A 25093-nucleotide genomic window follows, 5' to 3' on the forward strand; every position below is an offset into this window, starting at 1 on the left:
GCCCTCACCTTTCTCGCGCCCTTGACAGCGCGCGTCGCTTACTCGACGCGGAACAAACGCGTCGATGCGCCCGCCAGCGAGACCGTCTCGCCGGGGGCGAAACGCTCCCCGCCGGGGGTCGGCGCCTCGTCGGCACTGGACCACAGCGAGACGTAGGCCGTGCCGGCATCGTCGTCGAGAGCGGGCAACACGATGTCGGCCGGCGCCTCGGTCCCGTGCACGACCAGCAGGACCTGGTTGAGGTCTTCGTGCTCAGGCGTCGAGGTCGCGAGGTATTGCAGCGTGCGATGCGCGGGGTCGTTGAAGGCGTCGCTCGACATCGTGCGCCCCTTCTCGTCGAACCACTGCATCACCGAGGCCGAGGGGATGCGCTCCCCGAGTCGGGCGAACCGCCGAGGACGCAGGGCCGGGTTGTCGCGGCGGATCTGCAGCAGACGCTGCGTGTGCGCGAACAGATCGCGCTGCCAGGGCGCGAGATCCCACGACAGCCAGGTGAGGGCCGAGTCGTGGCAGTAGGCGTTGTTGTTGCCCCGCTGGGTGCGTCCCATCTCGTCGCCCGCGGTGATCATCGGGATGCCGGCCGAGACGAGCAGCGTGCCCATCAGGTTGCGCATGGCCTTGCGACGGGTGGCGAGGACGCGTTCGTCATCGGTGCGCCCTTCGGCGCCGTGGTTGAAGGAGCGGTTGGTGTCGGCGCCGTCGCGGTTCTGCTCGCCGTTGCCCAGGTTGTGCTTGACGTCGTACGAGACGAGGTCGCGCAGCGTGAAGCCGTCGTGCGCCGTCACGAAGTTGATGCTCGCGAGCGGTCCGCGCTCCTCCGAGAAGGTGTTCGAGGACCCCGCCAGGCGTGTGGCGAAGCCGCCGATCCCCACGGGGGCGGTGTCGGCGCGGCGGGCGTAGTCGATGTCGCTCAGCCAGAAGTTGCGCACCCGGTCGCGGTAGCGGTCGTTCCACTCCTGCCAGCCGTCGCCGAAGTTCCCCGTCTGCCACCCGCCCATGCCGACGTCCCACGGCTCGGCGATGAGCTTCACGTCGGCGAGTTCGGCGTCGTCGCGGATGGCCTGGAGCAGCGGATGCTCCGGCGTGAACGAGTGCCGCTCGTCGCGGCCCAGCGTGACGGCGAGGTCGAAGCGGAACCCGTCGATCTGCACGTCGTTGGCCCAGTAACGCAGCGAATCGAGGACCAGCCGCGCGGCGGCGTCGGTCGAGGTGTCGACCGCGTTGCCGCACCCGGTCTCGTCGATGTAGGCGCCGTCGTCGGTCTGGCGGTAGTACGACCGGTTGTCGATGCCCCGCAAGCTCGTGCGGGGGCCGCCGATGCCCTCTTCGGCGGTGTGGTTGTAGACCACGTCGAGGATGACCTCGAGGCCGGCCTCGTGGAGCAGCTTCACCATGCCCTTGAACTCGCGCAGCACCGCCTCGGGACCGTCGGCGCGGCTGGCCGCGGTGGCGTAGGCGGCGTGCGGGGTGAAGAAGTTGAGGCTGTTGTAGCCCCAGTAGTTCGTCAGCCCCAGCTGCAGCAGACGCGGCTCGGTCGCGAAGGCGTGGATCGGCAGCAGCTCGACGCTGGTGATGCCGAGCGACAGGAAGTGATCGATCATGGCGGGGTGCGCGAGACCGGCGTAGGTGCCGTGCAGCGCCGGCGGAATGAAGGGATGCCGCTTGGTCAGCCCCTTCACGTGGCCCTCGTAGATCACGGTCTTGTCCAGCGGCACGCGCGGTTTCGTCGACGTGCCCCAATCGAAGCCGCCCTCGACCACGACCGCGCGCCAGTCGCCGAAGTTGCCCGAGACGAGCCCCCGCGCGTACGGCTCGACCAGGAGCGTCTGCGGATTGAAGGTGTTGCCGGGGCCGAGCGGACCGCCCACGCGGATGGCGTAGCGGGCTCCGGGCCGCAGCAGAGCGGAGGTCGCCTCGAACACCCCGTCGCCGAGGGGGACCATCGTCACCGTCTCGGTCGCCCAGTCGAGGTCGACGTCGTCGAACACGAGCATCTGCATCGCGTCGGCGTGACCCGACCACACCCGGAGGGTGCCGCCATCGGGGCCGAGCCTCACTCCGAGATCGTCGAAGGCGCTGCCGAGCAGGCCGGGGCGGGCGGGAAGGACAGTCTCGGGTCGGACCATGCGTCTTAGGGTAGTGAACGGCGGCAGGCGTCGTCGGAAGGACAGCACGATGCAGGTCTACCTCGATCACGCAGCGACCACGCCGTTGCGCGCAGAAGCGCGCGATGCGTGGCTCGCCGCACACGATGTGCTGGGCAATCCGTCGTCGATCCACGGGGCCGGCCAGGCGGCGCGTCGCCTGCTCGAAGACGCCCGCGACCAGCTCGCCCTCGTACTGGGGTGCCAGCCCATCGAGATCGTCTTCACCGGCAGCGGCACCGAGGCGGCCAATCTCGCCCTGAAGGGGCTGTGGTGGTCCCGCCCGACCGGGGTCGACGCCCTCGTGCTGCCCGACGGCGAGCATCACGCCACGCTCGACGTCGTGAGCTGGCTCGCCACCCAGGGCGCACTCGTACGCCCGGTCGGCCTCGACGCCCTCGGTCGGATCGACGCCGACGCGTTCGCCGCGGCGCTCCCGGGGGCCGCCGTCGCCACCGCACTCGTGGCCAACAACGAAGTCGGGACGGTGCAGAATCCGGCGGCTCTCGCGGAGCTGGCGTCCGGAGCCGGGATTCCCCTGCACCTCGACGCCGTCTCGGCGCTCGGTCAGATCGCGGTCGACTTCGCGGCCTGGCGGGGTGCCGGGACCGCGACCGGGGGACTGGCGGCGATGTCGGTCTCGGCGCACAAGGTCGGCGGCCCCGTCGGGGTGGGGGCCTCGGTGGTGTCGCGGCACGCGACGCTGACGGCCCTCGTGCACGGGGGTGGGCAGCAGCGGGGGCTCCGCGCCGGAACGCAGGACGTCGCGGGAGCCGCCGCCTTCGCCGCCGCGGCCACCGCCGCCGAGGCCGAGCGCGAGGGCGAGAACGTGCGGCTCCGAGCACTGCGCGACCGCCTGGTCGACGGCATCCTGAGCTCCGTTCCCGCGGCGCGCCTGCTGGGCGATCCGACGGATCGGCTCGCCGGCAACGCGCACGTGCTGTTCCCGGATGCCGCGGGCGAGACGCTGCTGTTCCTGCTCGACATGGCGGGGATCGCCGTGTCGACGGGGTCGGCGTGCCAGGCCGGTGTCGCCGAGCCCTCGCACGTCGTCCTCGCTCTCGGACTCGACGACCGCGCCGCCCGCTCGGTGCTGCGGTTCAGCCTGGGACGCACCTCGACGTCGGCGGACGTCGAGGCGGTGCTCGCCCGTCTTCCCGACGCGTACGCCCGGGCCGTGGCATCCGGCGCTCGCTCAGCCCCGCGTTCGTAGACTGGACCCATGCGAATTCTGGCGGCGATGAGCGGTGGCGTCGACTCCGCGGTGGCCGCGGCCCGCGCGGTGGAGGCGGGCCACGACGTGGTGGGCGTGCACCTGGCGCTGTCGCGCGCGGGCGGAACGCTGCGCGCCGGCAGTCGCGGATGCTGCACGATCGAAGACGCGATGGACGCCCGCCGCGCCGCCGACAAACTCGGCATGCCCTTCTACGTCTGGGATTTCTCGGAGCGTTTCCGCGACGACGTCATCGACGACTTCGTGTCGGAGTACCGCGCGGGGCGCACCCCCAACCCGTGCATGCGGTGCAACGAGAAGATCAAGTTCGCAGCCCTGCTGGAACGCGCCCTCGAGCTCGGCTTCGACGCCGTGTGCACCGGGCACTACGCCACGCTCATCGACACGCCCGACGGGCGGGAGCTGCACCGTGCGTCCGACAACGCCAAGGATCAGTCGTACGTGCTCGGCGTGCTGACGGCGGAGCAGTTGGCCCACACCTACTTCCCGCTGGGGTCGACCCCGTCGAAGGCCCTGGTGCGCGCCGAGGCAGCCGAGCGCGGACTGACCGTGGCCCAGAAGCCCGACAGCCACGACATCTGCTTCATCCCCGACGGCGACACGCGCGGCTGGCTCGCCGACAAGGTCGGAGCCGAGCGCGGCGAGATCCTCGACCGCTCCGGCGCCGTCGTCGGCACGCACGAGGGGGCGCACGCCTTCACCGTCGGTCAGCGACGGGGCCTGTCGCTCGGCGTTCCCGCCTCCGACGGCAAGCCGCGCTTCGTGCTCGAGGTGCGCCCGATCAACAACACCGTCGTGGTGGGGCCGAAAGAGGCCCTCGCGTGCGCCGAGATCGCGGGGGAGCGCTTCACCTGGGCCGGCCGCGCGCCCGCCGACGACCGCTTCGATTGCCACGTGCAGATCCGCGCGCACGCCGACCCGGTGCCCGCTTGCGCTTCTCTGGTGGACGGTGTGCTGACGGTACGGCCCGATGCGCCCTTCGACGGCGTCGCCCCGGGCCAGACGGCTGTGCTTTACGACGGCACGCGCGTGATGGGCCAGTTCACGATCGACCGGACGGTGTCGGCGGTACCGGTCGACGCCTGACCTTCTCGCGCGGGCGCGGGGGTCCGCCGGCGGTGACGAGCGGAGGGCGTGGGTTCGGGGGAGGGCGGATGCCGTGGCATCGGTCCTCCGTTGGTCCCCGGCACTCCGCTCATCACGGCAGTGAGGCAACCCCGGCGGCGATGTCGGAACCCCTCCCTAAGCTGGAGGACGTGACCGAGCACGACCAGCTTCCCGACCTTTCTCTCGACGACGCGCGCGTCGAGGCGGCCGACCTGACGCAGCGCATCGTCGACGCGCGCGAGGCGTACTACGGCCGGGACGCCGAGCTCGTCGACGACGCCACCTACGACGGATGGATGCAAAGGCTCGAGGCCATCGAGCGACTGCACCCCGAGCTGCAGGGGCAGGACAGCCCCACGCAGTCGGTGGGCGCCGCCGAGGCCACCGACCTCGCGACCATCGAGCACGCCGAGCGCATGCTGAGCCTCGACAACGTCTTCTCTCCCGACGAGCTGCGCGACTGGGCGGTGAAGACCGAGGCGGCGGCGGGTCGAGCGGTGCACTGGCTCAGCGAGCTCAAGATCGACGGCCTCGCCCTCAACCTCCGCTATGAGCACGGCGTTCTCACCTCGGCGGCCACCCGGGGTGACGGGCGCGTCGGTGAGATCGTGACCGACAACGCGCTCCGTCTCGCCGGCGTTCCGCGACAGCTGTCCGGCGAGGGGCATCCCGCCCTTGTCGAGGTGCGCGGCGAGGTGTTCATCCCCGTCGCGAAGTTCGAGAACCTCAACAGACTGCAGGGCGAGTACCGAGAGCGCGCGGTGGCCGAGTCCCGCGAGCGCGCCGCCGGTCGACGCGGCACCCGGGCCTTCGACGAAGAGAAGGCCGAGCAGGCGGCCGCGCGACGGTTCCCCGCCTTCGCCAATCCGCGCAACGCGGCCAGCGGCGGACTGCGCCAGCAGATCGAGAAGAAGACCGGCCTCGAACTCGAGGCCGGCCTCGCCCGCATCGACTCCCTCTCTCTGTACGTCCACGGTCTCGGCGCGTGGCCCGATCCGCCGGTCGCCGCCCAGAGCGAGATCTACGAGCTGTTGGCGTCGTGGGGACTCCCCACGTCGCCGTACAGCCGGGTCGAATCGTCGATCGACGGCGTTCTGTCGTTCGTCGCGCACTACGGCGCGCACCGCCACGACGTGGAGCACGAGATCGACGGCGTCGTGGTCAAGGTCGACGAGCTGGCGCTGCACGACGAGCTCGGCGCCACGAGCCGCGCTCCGCGCTGGGCCATCGCCTACAAGTACCCGCCGGAGCAGGTCAACACGAAGCTCATCGACATCGTCGTCTCGGTCGGGCGTACCGGGCGGGCCACGCCCTTCGCCGTGATGGAGCCGGCGAAGGTCGCCGGCAGCGTGGTGCGGCAGGCCACTCTCCACAACCAAGACGTGGTCAAGGTCAAGGGCGTGCTCATCGGCGACACCGTCGTGCTGCGCAAGGCGGGCGACGTCATCCCCGAGGTCCTCGGCCCGGTGGTCGAACTGCGCGAAGGCACGGAACGCGCGTTCGTCATGCCCGCCGACTGTCCCGAGTGCGGCACCCCGCTGCGCCCCGCGAAAGAGGGCGACATCGACCTGCGGTGTCCGAACGCCCGCTCCTGCCCCGCGCAGGTGCGGGGGCGTGTCGAGCACATCGGCTCCCGCGGCGCGCTCGACATCGAGGCGCTCGGCGAAGTGACCGCCGCGGCGCTCACCCAGCCCGAGGTCCCCGACCGCCCACCCCTCGACACCGAGGCGGGGTTGTTCGATCTCACGATCGAGCAGCTCGTTCCCATCGAGGTCGTCGTGCGCGACTCCGAGACGGGCGAGCGCAAGGTCGACCCCGACACCGGAGACCTCGTGCGTCGCGCGCCGTTCCAGAAGCTCGGCCCGGCCACGTATCCGCCGGGGACCGAGGACCTCGATCCCGCCGAGCGCCGACGCCGCGGCATCCGCAAGGATCACCGCGAGGTGCGTCCGTCGGAGCAGGCGCTGAAACTGGTGGCCGAACTCGAGAAGGCCAAGACCAAAGACCTGTACCGTCTGCTCGTCTCGCTGAACATCCGCCACGTCGGACCGGTGGCCGCCCGCGCGCTCGCGCAGTGGTTCGGATCGCTGGATGCCGTCCGTGCGGCCTCGCGAGAAGAGCTCGCCGCCGTCGAGGGCGTCGGGGGCATCATCGCCGACGCGGTCATCGACTGGTTCGAGGTCGACTGGCACCGCGAGATCGTCGAGCGATGGACGGCCGCGGGCGTGCGCTTCGCCATCCCCGGCCACCCGGGGCCGGGCGCCGCAGCAGCCGCCGGTGGTGTGCTCGCGGGGCTCACGGTCGTGGCGACCGGGTCTCTCGAGGGGTACTCCCGAGAGGGGGCGCAGGAGGCCATCCTCGCCGCCGGAGGCAAGGCCGCGTCGAGCGTGTCGAAGAAGACGAACTTCGTGGCGGCCGGCCCGGGAGCCGGGTCGAAGCTGGCGAAGGCCGAAGAGCTCGGTCTGCGCATCCTCGACGCCGCACAGTTCCGCCTGCTGGTCGAGCAAGGGCCCGCGGCTCTTGACGGCGAGGACGGCGGCAACGCGGATGCGATCGCCGACGCGACCGCTGACGTCACCGCAGACGGCGGCGCGAGGGCTGTCGGCGACGTAGACGAAGCGACCTCTGAGACGCCGACCTCCGACATGCCGACCTCGGACGACTGAGCAGCCCCGGCCCCCCGCAGACGCCCCCGGAGCGCAGACACCGCAGGCCGTTCGCGTGCGTGCGCGTCCGTGGGGTCGCGACGACGGCCTGACCGCACCTACCGTGGGAGATGCCCGAGGTCCGCGCCGCGGCGAGGCGGCGGCCCCGGATCGGCCCCTCCCTCCCGCACGGAGGGGCGGAGCCGACACCGGCCTCGCCCCTCAGCGCGCGTATCGCGACGTCAGCCGGCGCAGACCGCCGCGGCGTCGGTGAAGCTCTGCTGCAGCGTCTGCACCTGCTCGCCCAAGCCGTCGACGCCGCTCGGGTCGGCGACGACGCCCTCGAGGAAGGCGACGTAGTCGTTCAGCGCACCGCTCGCCTGGGCGGCGGCGGGGGCGACCTCGGTGTTCGTGATCGACGAGAAGGCGTCGTCGACGTTCGTCGCGAGGCTCTTGAAACTCGTCATCGCGGCCTCGGGGTCGGACGAGCTCATCGACGAGCCCGCCTTGCTGACCTCTTCGAACTGCGTCTTGACGATGTCGCACGCGTCGGCCTTGGACTGATCGGCCGCCGGAGCGCCGCCTCCCGAACAGCCGGCCAGCAGCAGCAATGCCGACGCCGCCAGGGCGGCGAGCGGAGTGCGCTTGATGATCATGTGATCCCCCTCTGTCTCCCCGGGCGGATCGCTCCGGGTGGGGCTCACGATATCGAGGGCACGACGAGGGGCGCCATCTTGCACCGGGGACTTGTGTCGGAGCCGCGCGGGGCCTCTCGTTCAGCCGCCGAGCAGCTGATCGCGCACCTGCCGGCGCAACACCTTGCCGATCAGCGAGCGGGGCAGCTCGTCGACGACCACGAGACGCTTGGGCACTTTGTACGGGGTCAGGATGCCGCGCGCGAACGCCCGCACCGCCTCGGCGTCGAAGTCAGCCGGGGTGGTCGGCACGACGGCGGCGACGACGTCTTCACCCGAATGTTCGCTCGGCACGCCGACCACGGCCACATCGGCGACGGACGGGTGCTGACGCAGCACGTTCTCGACCTCGGTCGGTGCGACGTTGAAGCCGCCGGTGATGATGAGTTCCTTGATGCGGTCCACGATGCGCACGAACCCGTCGTCGTCGATTGTCACGATGTCGCCCGTGCGGAACCAGCCGTCGACGAACACCGACTCGGTCTCTTCGGGTTTGCCGTAGTAGCCCGAGAACACCTGGGGACCGCGCACGAGCAGCTCGCCCCGTTCGACGTCGGTGCGGGGGTCGTCGGGGTCGACGACGCGGCACTCGGTGCCCGGCAGGGGGAGCCCCACGGTTCCGGCGACCCGGTTGCCGGCCACGGGGTTCGCCATGAGCACGGGGGAGCACTCACTGAGCCCGTATCCCTCGACGAGGTAGCCGCCGGTGGCCTTCTCGAACGGCACGACAAGGTCGTGAGGCAGTGCCATCGCCCCCGAGATCGCGACGTCCGTTCCGGCCAGCGAGATTCCCTGGGCCTCGGCGGCGACGAGCAGCCGTTCGGCGATCGGCGGAACGAGGGGCAGGAACGTCGCGGGGTGCTTCTTCGTCACGGCGAGTACGAGGTCGGGGTCGAACTTCGGGAAGAGCACGAGCCGCGCGCCCATCGACATCGCGAAGGTCAGGCACAGGGTCAGCCCGTAGGCGTGGAACATCGGCAGCACCGCGTAGACGACGCACCCCTCGCCGCGCACGATCTGCGGAACCCAGGCGCGGGCCTGGGCGGCGTTGGCGAGCAGGTTGGCGTGCGTGAGCATGGCGCCCTTGGGGGTGCCCGTTGTTCCGCTGGTGTACTGGATGATCGCGAGATCGTCGGCGGTCGGTCGCGGGTGCGACTTGGGCAGCGGCGCGTGACGGACGAGCTCGGTCCAGGGGGTGGCATCCCGCGTCTTCTCGGTGAGCGCGGCGCGGGACTCGCGGGCCTTTGCGATCGGCAGCCGGAGTGCGAGACGCGTGAGCCGAGGCATCGCCAGGGTGACGTCGACCGACACCAGTGTGCTCACCCGCAGGTCGGCGGGGAACTCCTGCACCGTGCGCACGACCTTGCTCCAGACGATGGCGTGCTTCGCGCCGTGGTCCTCGAACTGCTTGCGCAGCTCGCGCGGGGTGTAGAGCGGGTTGTGTTCGACGACCACCGCTCCGAGCCGCAGCACGGCGTAGAACGCCACGATGTGCTGAGGGCAGTTCGGCAGCACGATCGCGACGGGGTCTCCGGCGCGTACGCCGTGGGCCGCCAGAGCGGCTGCCGCCCGCGAGATCTGCGCCGACATGTCGGCGTAGGTCGTCTCGCGTCCGAAGAACTGCAGCGCCGGGGCGTCGGGATAGTCGCGCGTCGAGGCATCGACGATGTCGACGAGCGAGCCGGTCTGGGCTCCGACGTTCTCGGGGACGCCGTCGGCGTAGCTGCGGGTCCAGGGACGGGGCGGGTCGAAGCGCGTCACGCGGCCAGCCTACGGCGAGGGGCGAGCGCCGTACCGTCGCAACCGGCCCGGCGTTCCGCACAGCGGGGATACGCGCGGCACGTCACCGGTCTTCGCCCGTCCATCGCGGCCCGGCGCGCGGCGCCGCGCGAACTAGACTCGACGGGTGTCTGAAATCACTCCTGATCTCGTGCGCCATCTCGGTGTGCTCGCTCGGATCCAGTTGAGCGACGAGGAGGTCCACAGCCTCACCGGCCAGCTGGATGCCATCGTCGACAACATCGCGAAGGTGTCCGAGGTCGCAACGCCCGACGTCGTCGCCACGAGCCACCCGATCCCGCTCGAGAACGTGTTCCGCCCGGATGTCGTTCAGCAACCGCTCACGCGCGAGCAGGTGCTGCAGAACGCACCCGACCAGGCCGACGGCCGATTCCGCGTGACCGCCATCCTGGGGGAGGAACAGTGACCGACCTGACCCGCCTGAGCGCCGCCGACCTGGCCGCCGCTCTCGCCCGTAAAGAGGTGTCGAGCGTCGAGGCGACGCAAGCGCACCTCGACCGCATCGCCGCCGTCGACGGCGACGTGCACGCGTTCCTGCACGTCAGCGACCACGCCCTCGAGGTGGCGGCCGACATCGATCGCCGCCGCGCCGCGGGTGAGCAGCTCCACGAGCTCGCCGGTGTGCCCCTCGCGGTGAAGGACGTTCTCGTCACGACCGACATGCCCTCGACCAGCGGATCGAAGATCCTTGAGGGCTACATGTCGCCCTACGACGCCACCGTCGTCGCGCGCTCGCGCGCCGCGGGCCTCGTGCCCCTGGGCAAGACGAACATGGACGAGTTCGCCATGGGTTCGTCCACCGAGTTCTCGGCCTACGGTCCCACGCGCAACCCGTGGGATCTCGATCGCATCCCGGGCGGCTCCGGCGGTGGCTCCGCCGCCGCCGTGGCGGCGTTCGAAGCGCCGCTGGCCCTGGGCTCCGACACCGGCGGTTCGATCCGTCAGCCCGCGCACGTGACCGGCACGGTGGGCGTCAAGCCCACGTACGGCGGAGTCAGCCGCTACGGCGCCATCGCCCTGGCATCCAGCCTCGATCAGGTGGGGCCGGTGACCCGCACCGTTCTCGACGCCGGTCTGCTGCACGACGTCATCGGCGGACACGACGCGAACGACTCGACGTCGCTCTCCGACGCGTGGCCCTCGTTCGCCGCGGCTGCCCGAGAGGGCGCCACCGGTCAAGTGCTCAAGGGGCTCAAGGTCGGCGTCATCCGCGAACTCGACGACCAGGGCTTTCAGAAGGGGGTCTCCGACTCGTTCCGCGCCTCGCTCACCGCGATGCAGGAGCAGGGTGCCGAGATCGTCGAGATCAGCGCCCCGCACTTCGAGTACGGTGTCGCCGCGTACTACCTGATCCTCCCCGCCGAGGCGTCGAGCAACCTGGCCAAGTTCGACTCGGTGCGTTTCGGCATGCGGGTGAACCCCCAGGGCCCCGCCACGGTCGAGAACGTCATGGCCGCCACGCGCGACGCCGGTTTCGGTCCCGAGGTCAAGCGCCGGATCATCCTCGGCACCTACGCGCTGTCGGCGGGCTACTACGACGCGTACTACGGCAGCGCCCAGAAGGTGCGCACGCTCATCCAGCAGGACTTCGACGCCGCCTTCGCCGAGGTCGACGTCATCGCGACGCCGTCGGCGCCGACCACGGCATTCCGTCTCGGCGAGAAGATCGACGACCCGCTGCAGATGTACCTCAACGACATCACCACGATCCCCGCCAACCTGGCGGGTGTCCCCGGCATCTCGGTGCCGAGCGGCCTCGCCGCCGAAGACGGCCTGCCCGTCGGCATCCAGTTCCTCGCTCCCGCCCGCGAAGACGCGCGTCTGTACCGCGTCGGCGCGGCGCTCGAGGCGCTGCTGGTCGACCAGTGGGGCGGACCGCTGCTGGACAGGGCCCCCTCTCTCACGAACGGAGCGTCGAGCTGATGGCGAAAGATGCGCTGATGGACTTCGACGAGGCGCTCGAGCGATTCGAGCCCGTCCTCGGTTTCGAGGTGCACGTCGAGCTGAACACCGCGACCAAGATGTTCTCGTCCGCGCCGAACCCGGCGAACGAGGCCCACCACGGCGCCGCGCCGAACACCCTGGTCGCGCCCGTCGACATGGGACTGCCGGGTGCGCTCCCGGTCGTGAACGCCGAGGCGATCCGCTCCTCGATCAGCCTGGGGCTCGCCCTCGGCTGCTCGATCGCGCCGTCGAGCCGCTTCGCGCGGAAGAACTACTTCTACCCCGACCTCGGCAAGAACTACCAGATCTCGCAGTACGACGAGCCGATCGCCTTCGAGGGCTCGGTCGAGGTCGAGCTGGCCGACGGAACGCTCGTCACGATTCCGATCGAACGCGCCCACATGGAAGAGGACGCCGGCAAGCTCACCCACATGGGTGGCGCGACCGGTCGCATCCAGGGCGCGGAGTACTCGCTGGTCGACTACAACCGCGCGGGTGTCCCGCTGGTCGAGATCGTCACCAAGCCGATCATCGGCGCCGAGCACTCGGCTCCCGACCTGGCGAAGGCGTACGTGGCCACGATCCGCGACATCGTGCGCGGTCTCGGCATCTCCGAGGCCAAGCTCGAGCGCGGCAACCTGCGGTGCGATGCGAACGTGTCGCTGCGTCCCCGCGGGCAAGAGAAGCTGGGCACGCGCACCGAGACGAAGAACGTCAACTCGATGCGTTCGGTCGAGCGCGCCGTGCGGTACGAGATCCAGCGCCAGGCCGCGATCCTGGCCCAGGGTGGCACGATCACGCAAGAGACGCGCCACTGGCACGAGGACACCGGTCGCACCTCTCCCGGGCGCCCGAAGTCGGATGCCGACGACTACCGCTACTTCCCCGAGCCCGACCTGCTGCCCGTCGTACCGGCTCCCGAGCTGATCGAGGAGCTGCGCGCGGCTCTTCCGGAACCCCCGGCCGCTCGTCGCCGTCGTCTGAAGGCCGAGTGGGGCTTCACCGACCTCGAGTTCCAGGACGTCGCCAACGGTGGTCTGCTCGACGCCGTCGCCGAGACGATCGCCGCCGGTGCCACCCCCGCGACCGCGCGCAAGTGGTGGACGGGTGAGATCACCCGCGTCGCCAACGCGCAGGAGCGCGACGCCGCCGACCTCGTCTCGGCCGCGCACGTCGCCGCTCTGCAGCAGCTGGTCGAGGCGGGCACCCTCACCGACAAGCTCGCCCGTCAGGTGCTCGAGGGCGTCATCGCGGGCGAGGGCACCCCGCAAGAGGTCGTCGACGCCCGCGGCCTGGCCGTGGTCTCCGACGACGGAGCGCTCATCGCGGCGATCGACGACGCCCTCGCGGCTCAGCCCGACGTGCTGGCGAAGATCCGCGACGGCAAGGTGCAGGCCGCCGGCGCCGTCATCGGCGCGGTCATGAAGGCGATGAAGGGCCAGGCCGACGCCGCGCGCGTGCGCGAGCTCGTGCTGGAGCGCGCCGCCGCCCAGTAGAACGCCCCGGATGCCACGGCACCGCCGCCCCACGAGGGGCCGGTGCCGTGGCATCCGTCGTTTCCCGTCGGAGTCGACGCCTCCACTCCGCCCGATGTCGGAGGTCGGGGGGAGAATGGATGCCATGGGACGAGGCGACGGCACCGGGAGGCTCGTCTCGCGTCCCGACGCCGACGACACCGGCGCGGGCATCCTGCACGTCGACATGGACGCCTTCTTCGCCTCGGTCGCCGTGCTCGACGATCCCTCGCTCGCGGGTAAGCCCCTGATCATCGGCGGCTCCGAGGGCCGCGGCGTCGTGTCGAGTGCGTCGTACGAGGCGCGTCGGTACGGGGTCAAGTCGGCCATGCCCGTGGCGATCGCTCTGCGGCTCTGCCCGACGGCGATCGTCGTCAACCCGCCGTACCAGCGCTACACCGAGATGTCTCGGCAGGTCATGGCGATCTTCCACGACGTGACCCCGCTCGTCGAGCCCCTGTCGATCGACGAGGCCTTCCTCGACGTGCGCGGAGCGCGCCGCCTGTGGGGGAGCCCCGCCACCATCGCCCGCGATCTGCGAGCCCGGGTCAAGGCCGAGACCGGATTGACGTGCAGCATCGGTGTCGCGGCCACCAAGCACGTCGCCAAGATGGCGTCCACCATCTCGAAACCCGATGGACTGCTGGTCGTCTCGGCCGCCGACACCGAGGCGTTCCTTCGGCCGCGCTCGGTCCGCGCCCTGTGGGGTGTGGGCCCGAAGGCGGCCGAGGCGTTGGAGTCTCGGGGGATCCGCCTGGTGTCCGACATCCTCGACACGCCGCGGCACGCGCTCGACCAGGTGCTGGGCGCCGCCATGGGCGAGCGCATCTGGCACCTCTCGCGAGGGGTCGACGCGCGCGAGGTGCACACGGGGCGCGCCGAGAAGAGCGTGGGGCACGAAGAGACGTTCCACACCGACATCTCCGACACGCGCACCCTGCACGTCGAGTTCCGTCGTCTCGCCGACCGCGTCGGGGCCCGCTTGCGCGCGCAGCAGTACGAGGCGTCGACGATCGCGATCAAGGTGCGTTTCTCGGACTTCACCACGCTCAGCCGTTCGCGCACGCTCGCCGAGCCCACCTCGGTCGGACAGCGCATCGGCGACGCCGCGATCGAGCTGTTCGATTCCATCGATCGCCGCCAGGCGGTGCGTCTGGTGGGCGTGCGGGGCGAGAAGCTCAAGCCCGCGGCCATGGCGGCGACGCTCTGGGACGACGATGCCGAGTGGCGTCGCATCGAGGGAGCGCTCGACGGGGCCACGGCGCGCTTCGGGCGCGGGGCGGTGACACGGGGGTCGCTCCTCGGCCCCACGCGCGGCGGGGGCGCTCTGCCCACCAACCCCCGGCCGTCGTACGACCACTGACACGCCGTCGGCGTCGACGCAACGCCCTTGGGCCGCGGATCCCCGGGCCGGTACGGTGGGCTCATGCCCAACATCGCTCTGGAACTCGGCCAGCAGTCCACCCACTTCGGCGTCACCTCCGCCTACGGCGAGCAGCAGGACGTCGACGGCGTGCGCATCGTTCCCGTCGCCCTGGTGTGGGCCGGGTACGGCGGCGGCTCCGACGAGCAGGGCAACGGCGGCGGTGGCGGCGGTGGCTACACCCTGCCGCTCGGTGCCTACATCCGCCGCGGCGACGACCTGCGGTTCGACCCGAACCTCGTGTCGCTGCTCGCCGTCGGCATCCCGTTCGTGTGGGTCGCCGGTCGCGCGCTCAGCCGTGTCATCCGCGCCCTCAAGAAGTAGCGCAGACCCCGTCGACGACGCCCTCGCCGCGGCGACGGTGTCCATCGTGGCGCGCGTCAGCGCCCTCGGCGTGGCGAATCCGGTGATCGTCGTCGACGGCCGCAGCGGCGCGGGCAAGAGTTCTCTCGCGCGTCGGCTCGTCGCCGCGTGGCCGGGTCGCGGTCGGGTGCAGCTCGTGGCCCTCGACGACCTCTATCCCGGCTGGGGCGGGCTCGCCGCGGGGGCGGAGTACGCCCGCGAGACCGTGTTGTCACCGCACGCGCGGGGCATGGTGGGCGTCTGGCAGCGGTGGGATTGGCAGAGCGACGCGCGCGCCGAGGCGCACGCCGTCGACCCGTCTCTTCCTCTCGTCGTCGAGGGCGCCGGGGTGCTCACTCCGGAGTCGGCGCGCCTGGCCGATGTCACGGTGTGGGTCGACGCTCCATCGTCCTCCCGCAAGCACCGCGCGCTCGACCGCGACGGCGACACCTACCGACCGCACTGGGACGGCTGGGCGGCGCAAGAGGAGCAGCACCTCGTCGCGCACGATCCGGTGTCGTTGGCGTCGGTGGTCGTCCGGGTGCCGTAACGCGCCGGCGAGTCCGGCGCCTGGTCGGCACGACGTGCAGAACGCCCCGTGACCGCCCGCGCGCCAGGGGCCACGGCATCCGGAACTCTCCGCGTTCAGCGCCGATCGAGAGCGGTGACGAGGCCGTCGAGACGGTAGCCGATCCAGTCGTAGATGCCGAAGCGCGGATCGTCGGGCTGGTGGTCGTCTTCGCTCTGGATGCCGAGACGCGTGGCCAGCACGAGCCGCACGGCCGAGAGGGTGCGCATCCACGCCAGGGCCTCGGTCTCACCGAGTGCGACCGAGATCGTGGCATCCGGATCGCCCTCGGCGTCGAGGTCCCCGCCGTCCATGCCCAACGTCCGCAGCACGATCGCGGCGTCGTCGGCCCGTCGTCCGAGCAGGTCGTCGCCGGTGAGGCGGCGGAACTCGCGCGTGGCGTCGTCGTCGTCGGGATAGGCGTCGGGCAGCAGGCGTGCCACGGCGGGGTCGTCGTCGCGTCGACTGTCGGCGATCACGTCGCGGAACTGACCCACGATGCCGGCCAGGTGGAGGGCTTCGAGACCACTGATCTCGAGCACCACGATCTGCTCGCTCACGCGGGCTCCTTCCGCACGGTGGCCCAGAGTCCGAAGTCGTGCATCGCGTGCGTGTGGGCTTCCATGACTTCGCGAGGACCGCGCGCCACGACGGCGTGCCCGTCGTGGTGTACGGCGAGCATCAGTCGCTCGGCCGTGGCGGTGTCGAAGCCGAAGTAGGTGCGGAAGACGTGGCGCACGTAGCTCATCAGGTTGACGGGGTCGTTCCACACGACCGTCTGCCACGACGACGGCGGCTGCGCGCGCAGGTCGGTCTCGTCCACGACGTCGAGGTCGGGTGTCGCGAGCCCGGCCATCATGCCCATCCCAGCTCGTGCAGACGCTCGTCGTCGATGCCGTAGAAGTGCGCGATCTCGTGCACGAGCGTGGTGTGGATCTCGTCGCGCAACTCGCCCTCGTCGTCGCACGCGGCGAGGTGGGGTTCGCGGTACAGGATGATCCTGTCGGGCAGTTCGCCGACGCCGTAGCGCTCGCGCTCGGTCAGGGCCCATCCGTCGTACAGGCCCAGCAGATCGAGGGAGCCGTCTTCGGGGCGGTCTTCGACGATGAACACCACGTTGTCGAGCCCGTCGACCATGTCGTCGGGCAGGCGGTCGAGTTCATCGACGACCAGGCGTTCGAACGCTTCGGCGTCGAGGTCGAGGGCCGCGCGCGTGTCGGCGTCGTCGTTCACGGCGGGCCTCCCGGGGTCGCAAGCCGATCGATGGATGCCGAGCCGGCGACGCCGGCGGACACAGACGATTCTACGGGCGCTGCGCCCGGGAGTCCGGGACGACGAAAGCCCGGCGAGAGGTCTCGACCGGGCTTTCGTGGGTGTGGGGTGGCTAACGGGACTTGAACCCGCGACCCCCGCGACCACAACGCGGTGCTCTACCGACTGAGCTATAGCCACCATGTGTCCGCCGCAGCAGACAACTGAACGATTATGTCATAGGTCCAGCGCGAACGACGACACGGCCGAGGCCGAGACGACCTTCGCCTCGTCGCTGGTGGGACCCGGCTGCGGCACGAAGACCGCGGCGCGGTAGTAGGCGAGTTCGCGGATCGATTCGCGGATGTCGGCGAGGGCGCGGTGCCCGCCGTGCTTCGCGGGCGCCTGGAAATACGCGCGTGGGTACCAGCGGCGCGACAGCTCTTTGATGCTCGACACGTCGACGTTGCGATAGTGCAGCCAGCGGTCGACGCGCGGCATGTACTTGGCGAGGAACATGCGGTCGGTGCCGATGGTGTTGCCCGCCAGCGGGGCCTTGCCCTCGACGGGCGCGAACCGCTGGATGTACTCGAGCGCCTGGAACTCGGCGTCGGCGAGGCTGACCCCGTGGGGGATCTCGTCGAGCAGTCCCGACGAGCGATGCATGTCGGTGACGAACTCGCCCATGTTGTCCAACGCGGAGTCATCGGGCTTGATCACGATCTGGAAGCCGGGGTCGAGCACGTTGAGCTCGAAATCGGTCACGACGACGGCGATCTCGACGAGCTCGTCGACCGCGAGGTCGAGTCCCGTCATCTCGCAGTCGATCCAGACGAGACGGTCGTTCTCGGAGGCGTTCACCATCCCCTCAGTCTAGTGAGGGGCTCCGACACGGCATCTGGTCCCCCAGACACGATTCGAACGTGTGACCGGCGGATTAGAAGGCCGCTGCTCTATCCACTGAGCTACTGGGGGTCCGCTCCAGGATATCCGTCGGGCCGTTCCGTCGACACCAGCCCCTGGTGCGGCCGGACGCGCGAGCGTAATCTGCCGCCATCGAGAGCGAAGGAGCACTCATGTCTGAGACCATCACGCACCGCCGTCTCTGGGTCGCGTACGGCCCCTCCGGGGTCGTCGGCAAGATCCAGAAGGATGCCGAGGGCTACGCCGTCCACATGGCGGGCAAGGACGAGCGGCTGGGGGTCTATCCGTCGATGGAGATCGCCAAGAACGCGCTGCATTCGCACCTGAAGCCCGGCAGCGATCGCCCCGAGTTCCGGGAGCACTGAGCGTTCGAGGTCACACCCGGACCGGGCGGCGCGCGCGTCGCGACGGTTCGGGCGTGGCCAGGAGCGGAAGCGCGAGGTGGACCAGGGGTCCGATACCGAGGGCGAACACGACGGTGCCGATCCCCACCGTTCCGCCCAGCATCCACCCCAGGACGAGCACGCTGCCCTCGACCCCGAGGCGGCAGGCCCAGATGGGCCATCCGAAGCGCGCGTGCATGCCCGTCATGAGGCCGTCGCGCGGACCGGGGCCGAAGCGCGCGCCGATGTACAGACCGGATGCCACGGCCACCAGGACGACGCCCGCCACGAGCATCGCCGCCTGGACCCAGAACACGTCGGGGTGGGGGAGGACACCGAGCGCCACCTGCATGCTCGTCCCCACGAGAAGGATGTTCGCGACGGTACCCACGCCCGGCTTCTGGCCGAGGGGGATCCAGAGCAGCAGGACCCCCAGGCCCACGATGTTGGTGATCCATCCGATGCCGATCCCGGACACCCGCGAGATGCCCTGCGCGAAGACCGTCCACGGGTCGACGCCGAGGCCCGCGGCGACGGTGAACGCGCAGCCCACGCCATAGAGCGCGAGTCCGACGATGAGACGGGTGATGCGGGAGAACATGAAGGAATCCAATCACGTGATTGGCTTGGTCGAATAAGGCCAATATGGATACCGTGGCCCCATGGATTCCCGCATCTCCGCCCGCGCTCTGGCTGAAGCACTCGGGGGGTGGCGGGGGGCCGGCCCGGCGTACGAGGCTCTGGCCGACGGCGTCAGACTGCTCTGCCTCGACAACCGCCTCGCGCCCGCGACCGCGTTGCCTGCCGAACGCGAACTCGCGACGGCGCTGTCGCTGAGCCGCACGACCGTCGCCGCCGCGTATCGCAGCCTGCGGGACACCGGCCACATCGAGAGTCTCCGCGGCAGCGGGAGCGTCACCCTTCCCGTGGGGCGCAACGATCCCGGACGCTACGAGGCCGACGACACGATCATCGACCTGCAGCAGGCCAGCCCGGCGGCGTGGCCGGGGCTTCCGGCCGTCGTCTCGGAAGTGGCCCAAGACGCCCCGGCGCTGGTCGCCCGGATCGGCTACGACGTGGTCGGCGATCCGACACTGCGCTCGGCGATCGCCGAACGCTATGTGCGGCGCGGTCTGCCGACGGACCCCGATCAGATCCTCGTCACGACCGGTGCGCAGAGCGCGATCCACCTGATCGCGTCGATCCTGCTGACGCGCGCCGACCGAGTGATGATCGAGACGCCGACCTATCCGCACGCCGCGGACGCCTTCCGTCGTGTCGGCGCGCGCCTGGTCGGCGTTCCCGTCGACCCCGAGCGCGGCTGGGACCTGGAGCGGGCGGCACAGACCTTCGCGCGTGCCCTGCCGACCCTGGCGTACCTCATGCCCGACTTCCACAACCCCACCGGCCGCACCATGACCTCGCTCGAGGCGGCGACCTTCGTCGAGGGCGCCCGTCGGGTGGGGAGCGTGCTGGTGCTCGATGAGACGACGGCGGAACTCGACATCGATCGGCGCGGGACGGCCGCGCCGTTCCCGGACGACGACCGGATCATCCGTGTGGCGTCGCTCGGCAAGACCGTGTGGGGCGGGCTCCGCGTCGGATGGATCCGCGCCGCGCCCGACATCATCCGACGGCTCGCCGTCGGTCGCCCGGTGCACGACCTGGGCACACCCGAGTTCGAGCAGGCCATCGCGGCGCGTCTCGTTCCCCGGCTGGACGAGATCTCGGTCCAGCGCGGCGACCTGTTGCGCGCCGGACGGGACAGCCTGGTCGCGGCGCTTCGCCGAACCTTCCCCGAGTGGGAGGTGCCCCAACCTTCCGGTGGCGTCTCGCTGTGGGTGGGCATCGGGCACCCGCTCAGCACCCCGCTGGTGATGAACGCGCGGGCGCGCGGGCTTGCTTTGTCGGCGGGTTCGCGTTTCGCGGTCGAAGGAGGCCACGATCGCCGGCTGCGGCTGCCCTTCACCGCGGCACCCCCGACCCTCGAGCGCGCGGTCGACATTCTGCGCACCGCCTGGGACGACGTGCGCGGCGGCGGCTCCGTCGCAGCGCGCGACGAGCTCTCGACGGTCGTCTGACGTCGGTCGAGCTGCCTCTGCGCGCGGAGCGCCGCGTCGGCGCGCGGGGCGCGGTCGCGCGGCTGAGCCGGGGGAGGGCGGTGTCGGCGTCTGAGCGCGCGGAGCGCGGTGCCGGCGGCTGAGCCCGCGGGGCACCGGGTCAGCGGCTGTACCGCAGGCACTCGAAGGCCTCGGATGACGACCAGAACGCGCCGAGCTCACGAAAGCGTCCCGACGCGGCATGGAAGCGCTCGGCGGTGTACCGCCAGCCCCCCTCGGCCGCGATCGCGCGAATGTGACCCACCACGAGGCCGCGTGGGTCGGCGACGCGCCACAGACCCGCGGCGACATGGGTCGCCGCGCCCCACCCGGCCGGACGCGGAGCCGGGGCGAGGTCGTTCCAGAGTGCGGTGCTCATGCGGACACGGTAGAACCAACCTCCGACATCGCCGCGGACGGGAGATCTCACCCGTCCTCCCCACGACAGGGATCGCTCGATCCCTCCCCGGATGTGCGGTTCGGGCCCGCGCGGACCAGGCGGGTGCGGTCATTCTGGCGGGGCTCCGGCATCCGTCGGGCACACGGATGCCGGAGCGCACCACACACACCGAGAGGACTTCATCATGAGCGACCACATCACCCTGGTGGGCAACATCGTCGGCGATCTCGAGCAGCGCTCGACGCGCGGAGGCGGGACCGTCGCGGCGTTCCGTCTCGCCGTCGGCGAGCGACGTCTCGATCGGGAACGCGGCGAATGGGTCGACGGGCACACCAGCTTCTATGCCGTGTCCGTCTTCGGCGAGTTGGGGGCGCACGCGCTGCGGTCGTTTCAGAAAGGGGAGCGCATCATCCTCAACGGTCGCCTGCGGCTGCGGGAATGGGAGACCGAGAGCAAACGCGGCGTCAGCGCCGACGTCACCGCCGAGGCGATCGGCCACGATCTGCGGTGGGGGATCTCGCGCTTCGAACGCACGCCGCGGCCGGAGTCGTCGAATGCTCCCGCGGGCCCCGCGGTCGTGGCGGCGGCATCGGCCGGACGAACGGCGGCGGCGGCCCACAGCGACGCCGACGGATGGGCACTTCCGGGAGGGGAGTCGCCCGAGGCGGCGACACGCGACGAGAACGAGTCCGGCGCTGCCGCCGACTCGTCGGCCGAGCCCGTCGACGCGCCCTTCTGAGACGGTCGGCGCGGGGGCGGAGGCCGTCGAGGCTGCGGTCGCGGGCCGCGTCCGTAGGATTGACCGCGTGTCCCGCTCCCACGGTCGTCCCCTCGCCGCTCTGACTCTTCTGGCCGTGCTGTCGCTGGCCGGCTGTACGGGCGGCCAGTCGCCGACGACGCCCCAGGGGTCCGCGACGCCTGCGGCCATCGCCACCGAGGGGACGACGCCCTCCGACGCCGGTGCCGCCACCAGCGCTCCGGCGCCGGTCGCACTCGTGCCGAACGGAACAGCCGCCGAGAACCTCCCGTACTTCGCGCAGATCGTCGGTGCGGTCTGGTCCGGACCCGATCAGGTCGCCGGTCGTGCCTACATCGACGCCCTCGCCGCAGCCGGGTTCGACAAGGGGTCGATGCAGGTCACGGCCGACCAGACCACGATCGGCAACCCCGCCGAGAGCATCGAGTTCTCGGTGCGCCTCGGTGGCGACTGCCTGGTCGGTCAGGTCGGTCCCTCGATCGGCAACCCCGTGTCGACGGTGCTTCCCGGGTTGTCGGCCGGGGGCTGTCTGATCGGACAGACGCGCACGATCGACTGGTGAGCCTTCGCGCCCGATCCGGGCGAGGCCCTTGGGTGCGCGTGCCCTCCCTCGGCGCCGGCGGTCCGACCTCCCCGCGCGACGCGGACCTCGAGCGACGGGCGTCCACCGATCGGCAGCAGCGGACCCCGGGCGTCGGCGCGGAGGCTCTGCGCCCCTAGACTGGAGAGGTTATGGCGGAATACATCTACTCCATGGTCCGCGCCCGTAAGTCTGTGGGCGACAAGCTGATTCTCGACGACGTCACGATGTCGTTCCTCCCGGGTGCCAAGATCGGCATGGTCGGGCCGAACGGTGCGGGAAAGTCGACGATCCTGAAGATCATGGCCGGTCTCGACGTCCCGTCCAACGGCGAGGCGCGGCTGAGCCCGGGCTTCACCGTCGGCATCCTCATGCAGGAGCCGGAGCTCGACGACAGCAAGACCGTCCTCGAGAACATCCAGGACGGCGTGGCGATCAAGCCCAAGCTCGATCGGTTCAACGAGATCTCCGCCCTCATGGCCGATCCCGACGCCGACTTCGACGCCCTTCTCTCCGAGATGGGCACGCTGCAGGAAGAGATCGACGCCGCCGACGGGTGGGACCTCGACTCCCAGCTGGCCCAGGCGATGGACGCCCTGCGCACCCCGCCCGCCGATGCGTCGGTGGTGCCGCTGTCCGGTGGTGAGCGCCGGCGCGTCGCGCTCGCGAAGCTCCTGCTGCAGAAGCCCGACCTGCTCCTGCTCGACGAGCCCACGAACCACCTCGACGCCGAGAGCGTGCTCTGGCTCGAGCAGCACCTGAAGGCCTACAAGGGCGCCGTCATCGCGATCACTCACGACCGGTACTTCCTCGACAACGTCGCCGAGTGGATCGCCGAGGTCGACCGTGGTCACCTGTACCCCTACGAGGGCAACTACTCGACCTACCTCGAGAAGAAGGGCCAGCGCCTCGAAGTCCAGGGCAAGAAGGACGCCAAGCTCGCCAAGCGCCTCAAAGAGGAGCTGGAGTGGGTGCGCTCCAATGCCAAGGGTCGCCAGGTCAAGTCCAAGGCTCGACTCGCCCGCTACGAAGAGATGGCAGCCGAGGCCGAGCGCACGCGCAAGTTGGACTTCGACGAGATCCAGATCCCCGCGGGTCCGCGTCTGGGCGGCATCGTCATCGATGCGAAGAAGCTCGAGAAGAGCTTCGGCGACCGCTCGCTGATCAGCAACCTCAGTTTCAACCTTCCCCCCAACGGCATCGTCGGTGTCATCGGGCCCAACGGTGTGGGTAAGACCACGCTGTTCAAGACGATCGTCGGTCTCGAGCCGCTCGACGGCGGCACGCTGAAGATCGGCGAGACCGTCAAGATCAGCTACGTCGACCAGTCCCGCGCCAACATCGACCCCGAGAAGACCCTGTGGGAGGTCGTGTCCGACGGACTCGACATCATCACGGTCGGCAAGACCGAGATCCCCTCCCGCGCGTACGTGTCGAAGTTCGGCTTCAAGGGACCCGACCAGCAGAAGAAGGCCGGCGTGCTCTCCGGTGGTGAGCGAAACCGCCTCAACCTGGCGATGACGCTCAAAGAGGGCGGCAACCTGCTGTTGCTCGATGAGCCCACCAACGACCTCGACGTCGAGACGCTGAGCTCGCTCGAGAACGCGCTGTTGGAGTTCCCCGGCTGCGCCGTGGTCATCACTCACGACCGGTGGTTCCTCGACCGCATCGCGACGCACATCCTCGCCTACGAGGGCACCGAAGAGCACCCCGACCAGTGGCACTGGTTCGAGGGCAACTTCGAGGCCTACGAGCAGAACAAGATCGAGCGCTTCGGTGCCGACGCCGCCAACCCGTCGCGGTCGTCGTACCGCAAGCTCACGCGTGACTGACGCGGCCGCCGCGTCGGCGGGCGCGGCATCCCCCGACGAGGGTCCGGTTGCGGCCGGACCCTCGCGGGTGCACGTCCCCATCCACCTGCGGTGGGGCGACCTCGATGCGCTCGGGCACGTGAACAACACCGCGATGCTGAAACTGCTCGAAGAGGCGCGCCTGCGGGCCTTCTGGTACAGCGACGGCGACGAAGAGCCCCTGCCGACCGCGGTGTTCGACATGGACGTCCTCGCCAGCGGCGGGGAACGCGCAACCCTCATCGCGCGGCAGGAGATCGAGTACTTCCGACCGACGCCGTACACCCAGCGCCCCTTGGACGTGCGGATGTGGATCGGCGCGATGGGCGGCTCGAGCGCCGACATCTGCTTCGAGGTCTACAGTCCGGTCGGCGATCCCGAGCGCGTGCTCTACGCGCGCGCCACGGCCGTCGTCGTGCTCGTCGACACCTCGACCGGTCGCCCGATCCGATGGACCGATGCGGAGCGCGCGGCATGGGCGCCCTACACGGGCGATCCGATCGAGTACCGGCGGCGAGCCGCCCGCGCCTGAGCCTTCGGCGCCGTCAGTCGTTCGGCACCCGCACCATGACCTCCTGGGCCACGCTCGCGACCAGCACGCCGTCGCGTGAGTAGATGCGCCCGGTCGACAGGCCTCGGCCGCCGCGGGCGTTGGGGGACTCCTGCACGTACAGCAGCCAGTCGTCGACGCGACCCGGACGGTGCCACCACATGGCGTGGTCGAGGCTGGCGACCTTCAGGTTCGGGACGTTCCACGCGACGCCGTGCGCGCGCATGATGGACTCCTGGATCGTGAGGTCGCTGAGATACGCCAGCGCCGCGCGGTGCACCGCCGGGTCGTCGGGCAGTGCGCGGCGTGTGCGCATCCACACGGCCTGTCGCGGCACCCGCGGGCCCTCGACCGAGGTGTAGATGGGCGACGGGACGTGCAGCACGTCGACCGGTCGCTCCGAGAACATCCGGCGGCTGAGCGGGTGGAGTCCCTCGGCGTCGAACGGCGCGAGGTCTTCGGGCTGAGGGATGCCGTCGGGCATCGGTTCGGCGTGCTCCAGGCCCGGGTGCTCGTCCTGGAACGAGGCGATCATCGAGAAGATCGGGACGCCGGCCTGGTAGGCCTGCGTGCGCCGGGTCGAGAACGAGCGTCCGTCGTGGATGCGGTCGACCGAGAAGGTGATGCCGTCGGCCGGGTCGCCCGGGCGGAGGAAGTACCCGTGCATCGAGTGCACCGCGCGTTCGGGCGGGAGCGTGCGCGACGCGGCCACGACCGACTGGGCCAGCACCTGGCCGCCGTACACCCGCCCGAACGGCATGGGCTGCGAGACACCGGTGAAGATGTCCTCGGTGGTGCGGGCGCCGGCGTCGCGCAGGTCGAGCACCGCGAGGAGCGAAGCCACGGGATCGAGGGCATCGGTCATGGCGACTCGCTTTCCGGC

General features: G+C 70.6%; 25 protein-coding genes and 2 tRNA genes. 15 read left to right on the top strand and 12 right to left on the bottom strand.

The features are described from left to right. Window positions 1–38: 38 nt before the first annotated feature. On the bottom strand, window positions 39–2126 hold the full coding sequence (glgX, locus tag ASF96_RS12815) for a glycogen debranching protein GlgX (RefSeq protein ID WP_055939866.1): 2088 nt from the start codon (window positions 2124–2126) through the stop codon (window positions 39–41). A 49-nt stretch (window positions 2127–2175) separates the two neighbouring features. Here glgX and ASF96_RS12820 point away from each other — a divergent pair, with 49 nt between their 5' ends. The 3 genes from ASF96_RS12820 (at window position 2176) to ligA (ending at window position 7151) form a co-directional block, all read left to right on the top strand. Then, window positions 2176–3357 carry a cysteine desulfurase family protein gene (locus ASF96_RS12820; RefSeq protein WP_055939868.1) on the top strand — a complete coding sequence of 394 codons (1182 nt, stop codon included), beginning with the start codon at window positions 2176–2178 and terminating at the stop codon, window positions 3355–3357. 9 nt (window positions 3358–3366) lie between these two features. After that, window positions 3367–4464, top strand: a complete 1098-nt coding sequence (gene mnmA, locus ASF96_RS12825) for a tRNA 2-thiouridine(34) synthase MnmA (RefSeq protein ID WP_082509644.1) — start codon at window positions 3367–3369, stop codon at window positions 4462–4464. Between the two features lie 140 nt (window positions 4465–4604). Continuing rightward, window positions 4605–7151, top strand: coding sequence for an NAD-dependent DNA ligase LigA (ligA, locus tag ASF96_RS12830; protein WP_235560607.1), 2547 nt, complete (start codon window positions 4605–4607; stop codon window positions 7149–7151). 221 nt (window positions 7152–7372) lie between these two features. Here the strand turns inward: ligA and ASF96_RS12835 are convergent, their stop codons facing one another. Then, window positions 7373–7786 carry a hypothetical protein gene (locus tag ASF96_RS12835; protein ID WP_055836747.1) on the bottom strand — a complete coding sequence of 138 codons (414 nt, stop codon included), beginning with the start codon at window positions 7784–7786 and terminating at the stop codon, window positions 7373–7375. A gap of 120 nt (window positions 7787–7906) precedes the next feature. Then, the gene (locus ASF96_RS12840; RefSeq protein ID WP_055939870.1) at window positions 7907–9586 is read right to left on the bottom strand and encodes a long-chain-fatty-acid--CoA ligase; all 1680 of its coding nucleotides are present in this window, start codon (window positions 9584–9586) and stop codon (window positions 7907–7909) included. Between the two features lie 145 nt (window positions 9587–9731). On the opposite strand from ASF96_RS12840, the gene gatC reads away from it, so the two are divergent. From gatC to ASF96_RS12870, 6 genes are all read left to right on the top strand, one after another. Beyond that, on the top strand, window positions 9732–10031 hold the full coding sequence (gatC, locus tag ASF96_RS12845; RefSeq protein ID WP_055836752.1) for an Asp-tRNA(Asn)/Glu-tRNA(Gln) amidotransferase subunit GatC: 300 nt from the start codon (window positions 9732–9734) through the stop codon (window positions 10029–10031). After that, complete coding sequence (gene gatA / locus ASF96_RS12850) at window positions 10028–11548, top strand: Asp-tRNA(Asn)/Glu-tRNA(Gln) amidotransferase subunit GatA (protein WP_055939872.1); 1521 nt, start codon at window positions 10028–10030, stop codon at window positions 11546–11548. The genes gatC and gatA overlap by 4 nt, the downstream gene beginning before the upstream one ends. Then, window positions 11548–13065: an Asp-tRNA(Asn)/Glu-tRNA(Gln) amidotransferase subunit GatB gene (gene gatB / locus ASF96_RS12855; RefSeq protein WP_055836760.1), complete on the top strand. Its 1518-nt coding sequence runs from the start codon at window positions 11548–11550 to the stop codon at window positions 13063–13065. Before gatA ends, gatB begins: the two co-directional genes overlap by 1 nt. Before the next feature lie 124 nt (window positions 13066–13189). Beyond that, window positions 13190–14446 (top strand): DNA polymerase IV, encoded by a 1257-nt coding sequence (locus ASF96_RS12860; protein WP_055836763.1) that lies wholly within the window; start codon window positions 13190–13192, stop codon window positions 14444–14446. Window positions 14447–14509: 63 nt separating this feature from the next. Continuing rightward, complete coding sequence (locus ASF96_RS12865; RefSeq protein WP_055836765.1) at window positions 14510–14830, top strand: hypothetical protein; 321 nt, start codon at window positions 14510–14512, stop codon at window positions 14828–14830. Continuing rightward, entirely contained in the window at window positions 14805–15398 is a 594-nt protein-coding gene (locus ASF96_RS12870) for an aminobenzoate synthetase (RefSeq protein WP_055939874.1), read from the top strand. Before ASF96_RS12865 ends, ASF96_RS12870 begins: the two co-directional genes overlap by 26 nt. 95 nt (window positions 15399–15493) lie before the next feature. On the opposite strand, the gene ASF96_RS12875 is transcribed toward ASF96_RS12870, so the two are convergent. From ASF96_RS12875 to ASF96_RS12900, 6 genes are all read right to left on the bottom strand, one after another. Next, a complete protein-coding gene (locus ASF96_RS12875) occupies window positions 15494–15976 on the bottom strand; it encodes a DUF2017 family protein (protein WP_235560608.1) in 483 nt (160 codons plus the stop codon). Continuing rightward, window positions 15973–16281, bottom strand: coding sequence for an ATP-dependent Clp protease adapter ClpS (gene clpS / locus ASF96_RS12880; RefSeq protein WP_055939876.1), 309 nt, complete (start codon window positions 16279–16281; stop codon window positions 15973–15975). The genes ASF96_RS12875 and clpS overlap by 4 nt, the downstream gene beginning before the upstream one ends. Then, on the bottom strand, window positions 16272–16553 hold the full coding sequence (locus tag ASF96_RS12885; RefSeq protein WP_442922512.1) for a metallopeptidase family protein: 282 nt from the start codon (window positions 16551–16553) through the stop codon (window positions 16272–16274). Before ASF96_RS12885 ends, clpS begins: the two co-directional genes overlap by 10 nt. A gap of 239 nt (window positions 16554–16792) precedes the next feature. Beyond that, window positions 16793–16868, bottom strand: a tRNA-His gene (locus tag ASF96_RS12890). 36 nt (window positions 16869–16904) lie between these two features. Beyond that, the gene (orn, locus tag ASF96_RS12895) at window positions 16905–17531 is read right to left on the bottom strand and encodes an oligoribonuclease (protein ID WP_055836780.1); all 627 of its coding nucleotides are present in this window, start codon (window positions 17529–17531) and stop codon (window positions 16905–16907) included. A 35-nt stretch (window positions 17532–17566) separates the two neighbouring features. Then, a tRNA-Arg gene (locus ASF96_RS12900) sits at window positions 17567–17642 on the bottom strand. 101 nt (window positions 17643–17743) lie between these two features. On the opposite strand from ASF96_RS12900, the gene ASF96_RS12905 reads away from it, so the two are divergent. Next, window positions 17744–17956 (top strand): hypothetical protein, encoded by a 213-nt coding sequence (locus tag ASF96_RS12905; protein ID WP_055836783.1) that lies wholly within the window; start codon window positions 17744–17746, stop codon window positions 17954–17956. A gap of 10 nt (window positions 17957–17966) precedes the next feature. On the opposite strand, the gene yczE is transcribed toward ASF96_RS12905, so the two are convergent. Further along, window positions 17967–18575: a membrane protein YczE gene (gene yczE, locus ASF96_RS12910; protein ID WP_055939879.1), complete on the bottom strand. Its 609-nt coding sequence runs from the start codon at window positions 18573–18575 to the stop codon at window positions 17967–17969. Window positions 18576–18636: 61 nt separating this feature from the next. On the opposite strand from yczE, the gene yczR reads away from it, so the two are divergent. Next, entirely contained in the window at window positions 18637–20055 is a 1419-nt protein-coding gene (yczR, locus tag ASF96_RS12915; protein WP_055939881.1) for a MocR-like transcription factor YczR, read from the top strand. Between the two features lie 139 nt (window positions 20056–20194). Here yczR and ASF96_RS12920 read toward each other — a convergent pair whose 3' ends face one another. Then, window positions 20195–20452: a hypothetical protein gene (locus tag ASF96_RS12920; RefSeq protein WP_191914978.1), complete on the bottom strand. Its 258-nt coding sequence runs from the start codon at window positions 20450–20452 to the stop codon at window positions 20195–20197. A 205-nt stretch (window positions 20453–20657) separates the two neighbouring features. On the opposite strand from ASF96_RS12920, the gene ASF96_RS12925 reads away from it, so the two are divergent. From ASF96_RS12925 to ASF96_RS12940, 4 genes are all read left to right on the top strand, one after another. Then, window positions 20658–21212, top strand: a complete 555-nt coding sequence (locus ASF96_RS12925; RefSeq protein WP_055836792.1) for a single-stranded DNA-binding protein — start codon at window positions 20658–20660, stop codon at window positions 21210–21212. 67 nt (window positions 21213–21279) lie between these two features. Beyond that, entirely contained in the window at window positions 21280–21792 is a 513-nt protein-coding gene (locus ASF96_RS17270) for a DUF6993 domain-containing protein (RefSeq protein ID WP_055836794.1), read from the top strand. Between the two features lie 170 nt (window positions 21793–21962). After that, window positions 21963–23642: an energy-dependent translational throttle protein EttA gene (gene ettA / locus ASF96_RS12935; protein ID WP_055836803.1), complete on the top strand. Its 1680-nt coding sequence runs from the start codon at window positions 21963–21965 to the stop codon at window positions 23640–23642. Window positions 23643–23709: 67 nt separating this feature from the next. Beyond that, the gene (locus ASF96_RS12940; RefSeq protein ID WP_055837884.1) at window positions 23710–24192 is read left to right on the top strand and encodes an acyl-CoA thioesterase; all 483 of its coding nucleotides are present in this window, start codon (window positions 23710–23712) and stop codon (window positions 24190–24192) included. 13 nt (window positions 24193–24205) lie between these two features. Here the strand turns inward: ASF96_RS12940 and ASF96_RS12945 are convergent, their stop codons facing one another. Next, on the bottom strand, window positions 24206–25075 hold the full coding sequence (locus ASF96_RS12945) for an acyl-CoA thioesterase (protein ID WP_055836806.1): 870 nt from the start codon (window positions 25073–25075) through the stop codon (window positions 24206–24208). Window positions 25076–25093 lie beyond the last annotated feature (18 nt).

Source organism: Microbacterium sp. Leaf179, assembly GCF_001423785.1.
Lineage (GTDB): Bacteria > Actinomycetota > Actinomycetes > Actinomycetales > Microbacteriaceae > Microbacterium.

Coding starts and splice junctions, on each gene's coding strand:
- ASF96_RS12860 (WP_055836763.1), top strand. CDS start 13,190: ATGGGACGAGGCGACGGCACCGGGAGGCTCGTCTCGCGTCCCGACGCC.
- orn (WP_055836780.1), bottom strand. CDS start 17,531: ATGGTGAACGCCTCCGAGAACGACCGTCTCGTCTGGATCGACTGCGAG.
- ligA (WP_235560607.1), top strand. CDS start 4,605: ATGTCGGAACCCCTCCCTAAGCTGGAGGACGTGACCGAGCACGACCAG.
- ASF96_RS12945 (WP_055836806.1), bottom strand. CDS start 25,075: ATGACCGATGCCCTCGATCCCGTGGCTTCGCTCCTCGCGGTGCTCGAC.
- clpS (WP_055939876.1), bottom strand. CDS start 16,281: ATGGGCATGATGGCCGGGCTCGCGACACCCGACCTCGACGTCGTGGAC.
- ASF96_RS12925 (WP_055836792.1), top strand. CDS start 20,658: ATGAGCGACCACATCACCCTGGTGGGCAACATCGTCGGCGATCTCGAG.
- yczR (WP_055939881.1), top strand. CDS start 18,637: ATGGATTCCCGCATCTCCGCCCGCGCTCTGGCTGAAGCACTCGGGGGG.
- ettA (WP_055836803.1), top strand. CDS start 21,963: ATGGCGGAATACATCTACTCCATGGTCCGCGCCCGTAAGTCTGTGGGC.
- mnmA (WP_082509644.1), top strand. CDS start 3,367: ATGCGAATTCTGGCGGCGATGAGCGGTGGCGTCGACTCCGCGGTGGCC.
- ASF96_RS12820 (WP_055939868.1), top strand. CDS start 2,176: ATGCAGGTCTACCTCGATCACGCAGCGACCACGCCGTTGCGCGCAGAA.
- glgX (WP_055939866.1), bottom strand. CDS start 2,126: ATGGTCCGACCCGAGACTGTCCTTCCCGCCCGCCCCGGCCTGCTCGGC.
- ASF96_RS12905 (WP_055836783.1), top strand. CDS start 17,744: ATGTCTGAGACCATCACGCACCGCCGTCTCTGGGTCGCGTACGGCCCC.
- ASF96_RS12920 (WP_191914978.1), bottom strand. CDS start 20,452: ATGAGCACCGCACTCTGGAACGACCTCGCCCCGGCTCCGCGTCCGGCC.
- gatB (WP_055836760.1), top strand. CDS start 11,548: ATGGCGAAAGATGCGCTGATGGACTTCGACGAGGCGCTCGAGCGATTC.
- yczE (WP_055939879.1), bottom strand. CDS start 18,575: ATGTTCTCCCGCATCACCCGTCTCATCGTCGGACTCGCGCTCTATGGC.
- ASF96_RS12885 (WP_442922512.1), bottom strand. CDS start 16,553: ATGGTCGACGGGCTCGACAACGTGGTGTTCATCGTCGAAGACCGCCCC.
- ASF96_RS12835 (WP_055836747.1), bottom strand. CDS start 7,786: ATGATCATCAAGCGCACTCCGCTCGCCGCCCTGGCGGCGTCGGCATTG.
- ASF96_RS12865 (WP_055836765.1), top strand. CDS start 14,510: ATGCCCAACATCGCTCTGGAACTCGGCCAGCAGTCCACCCACTTCGGC.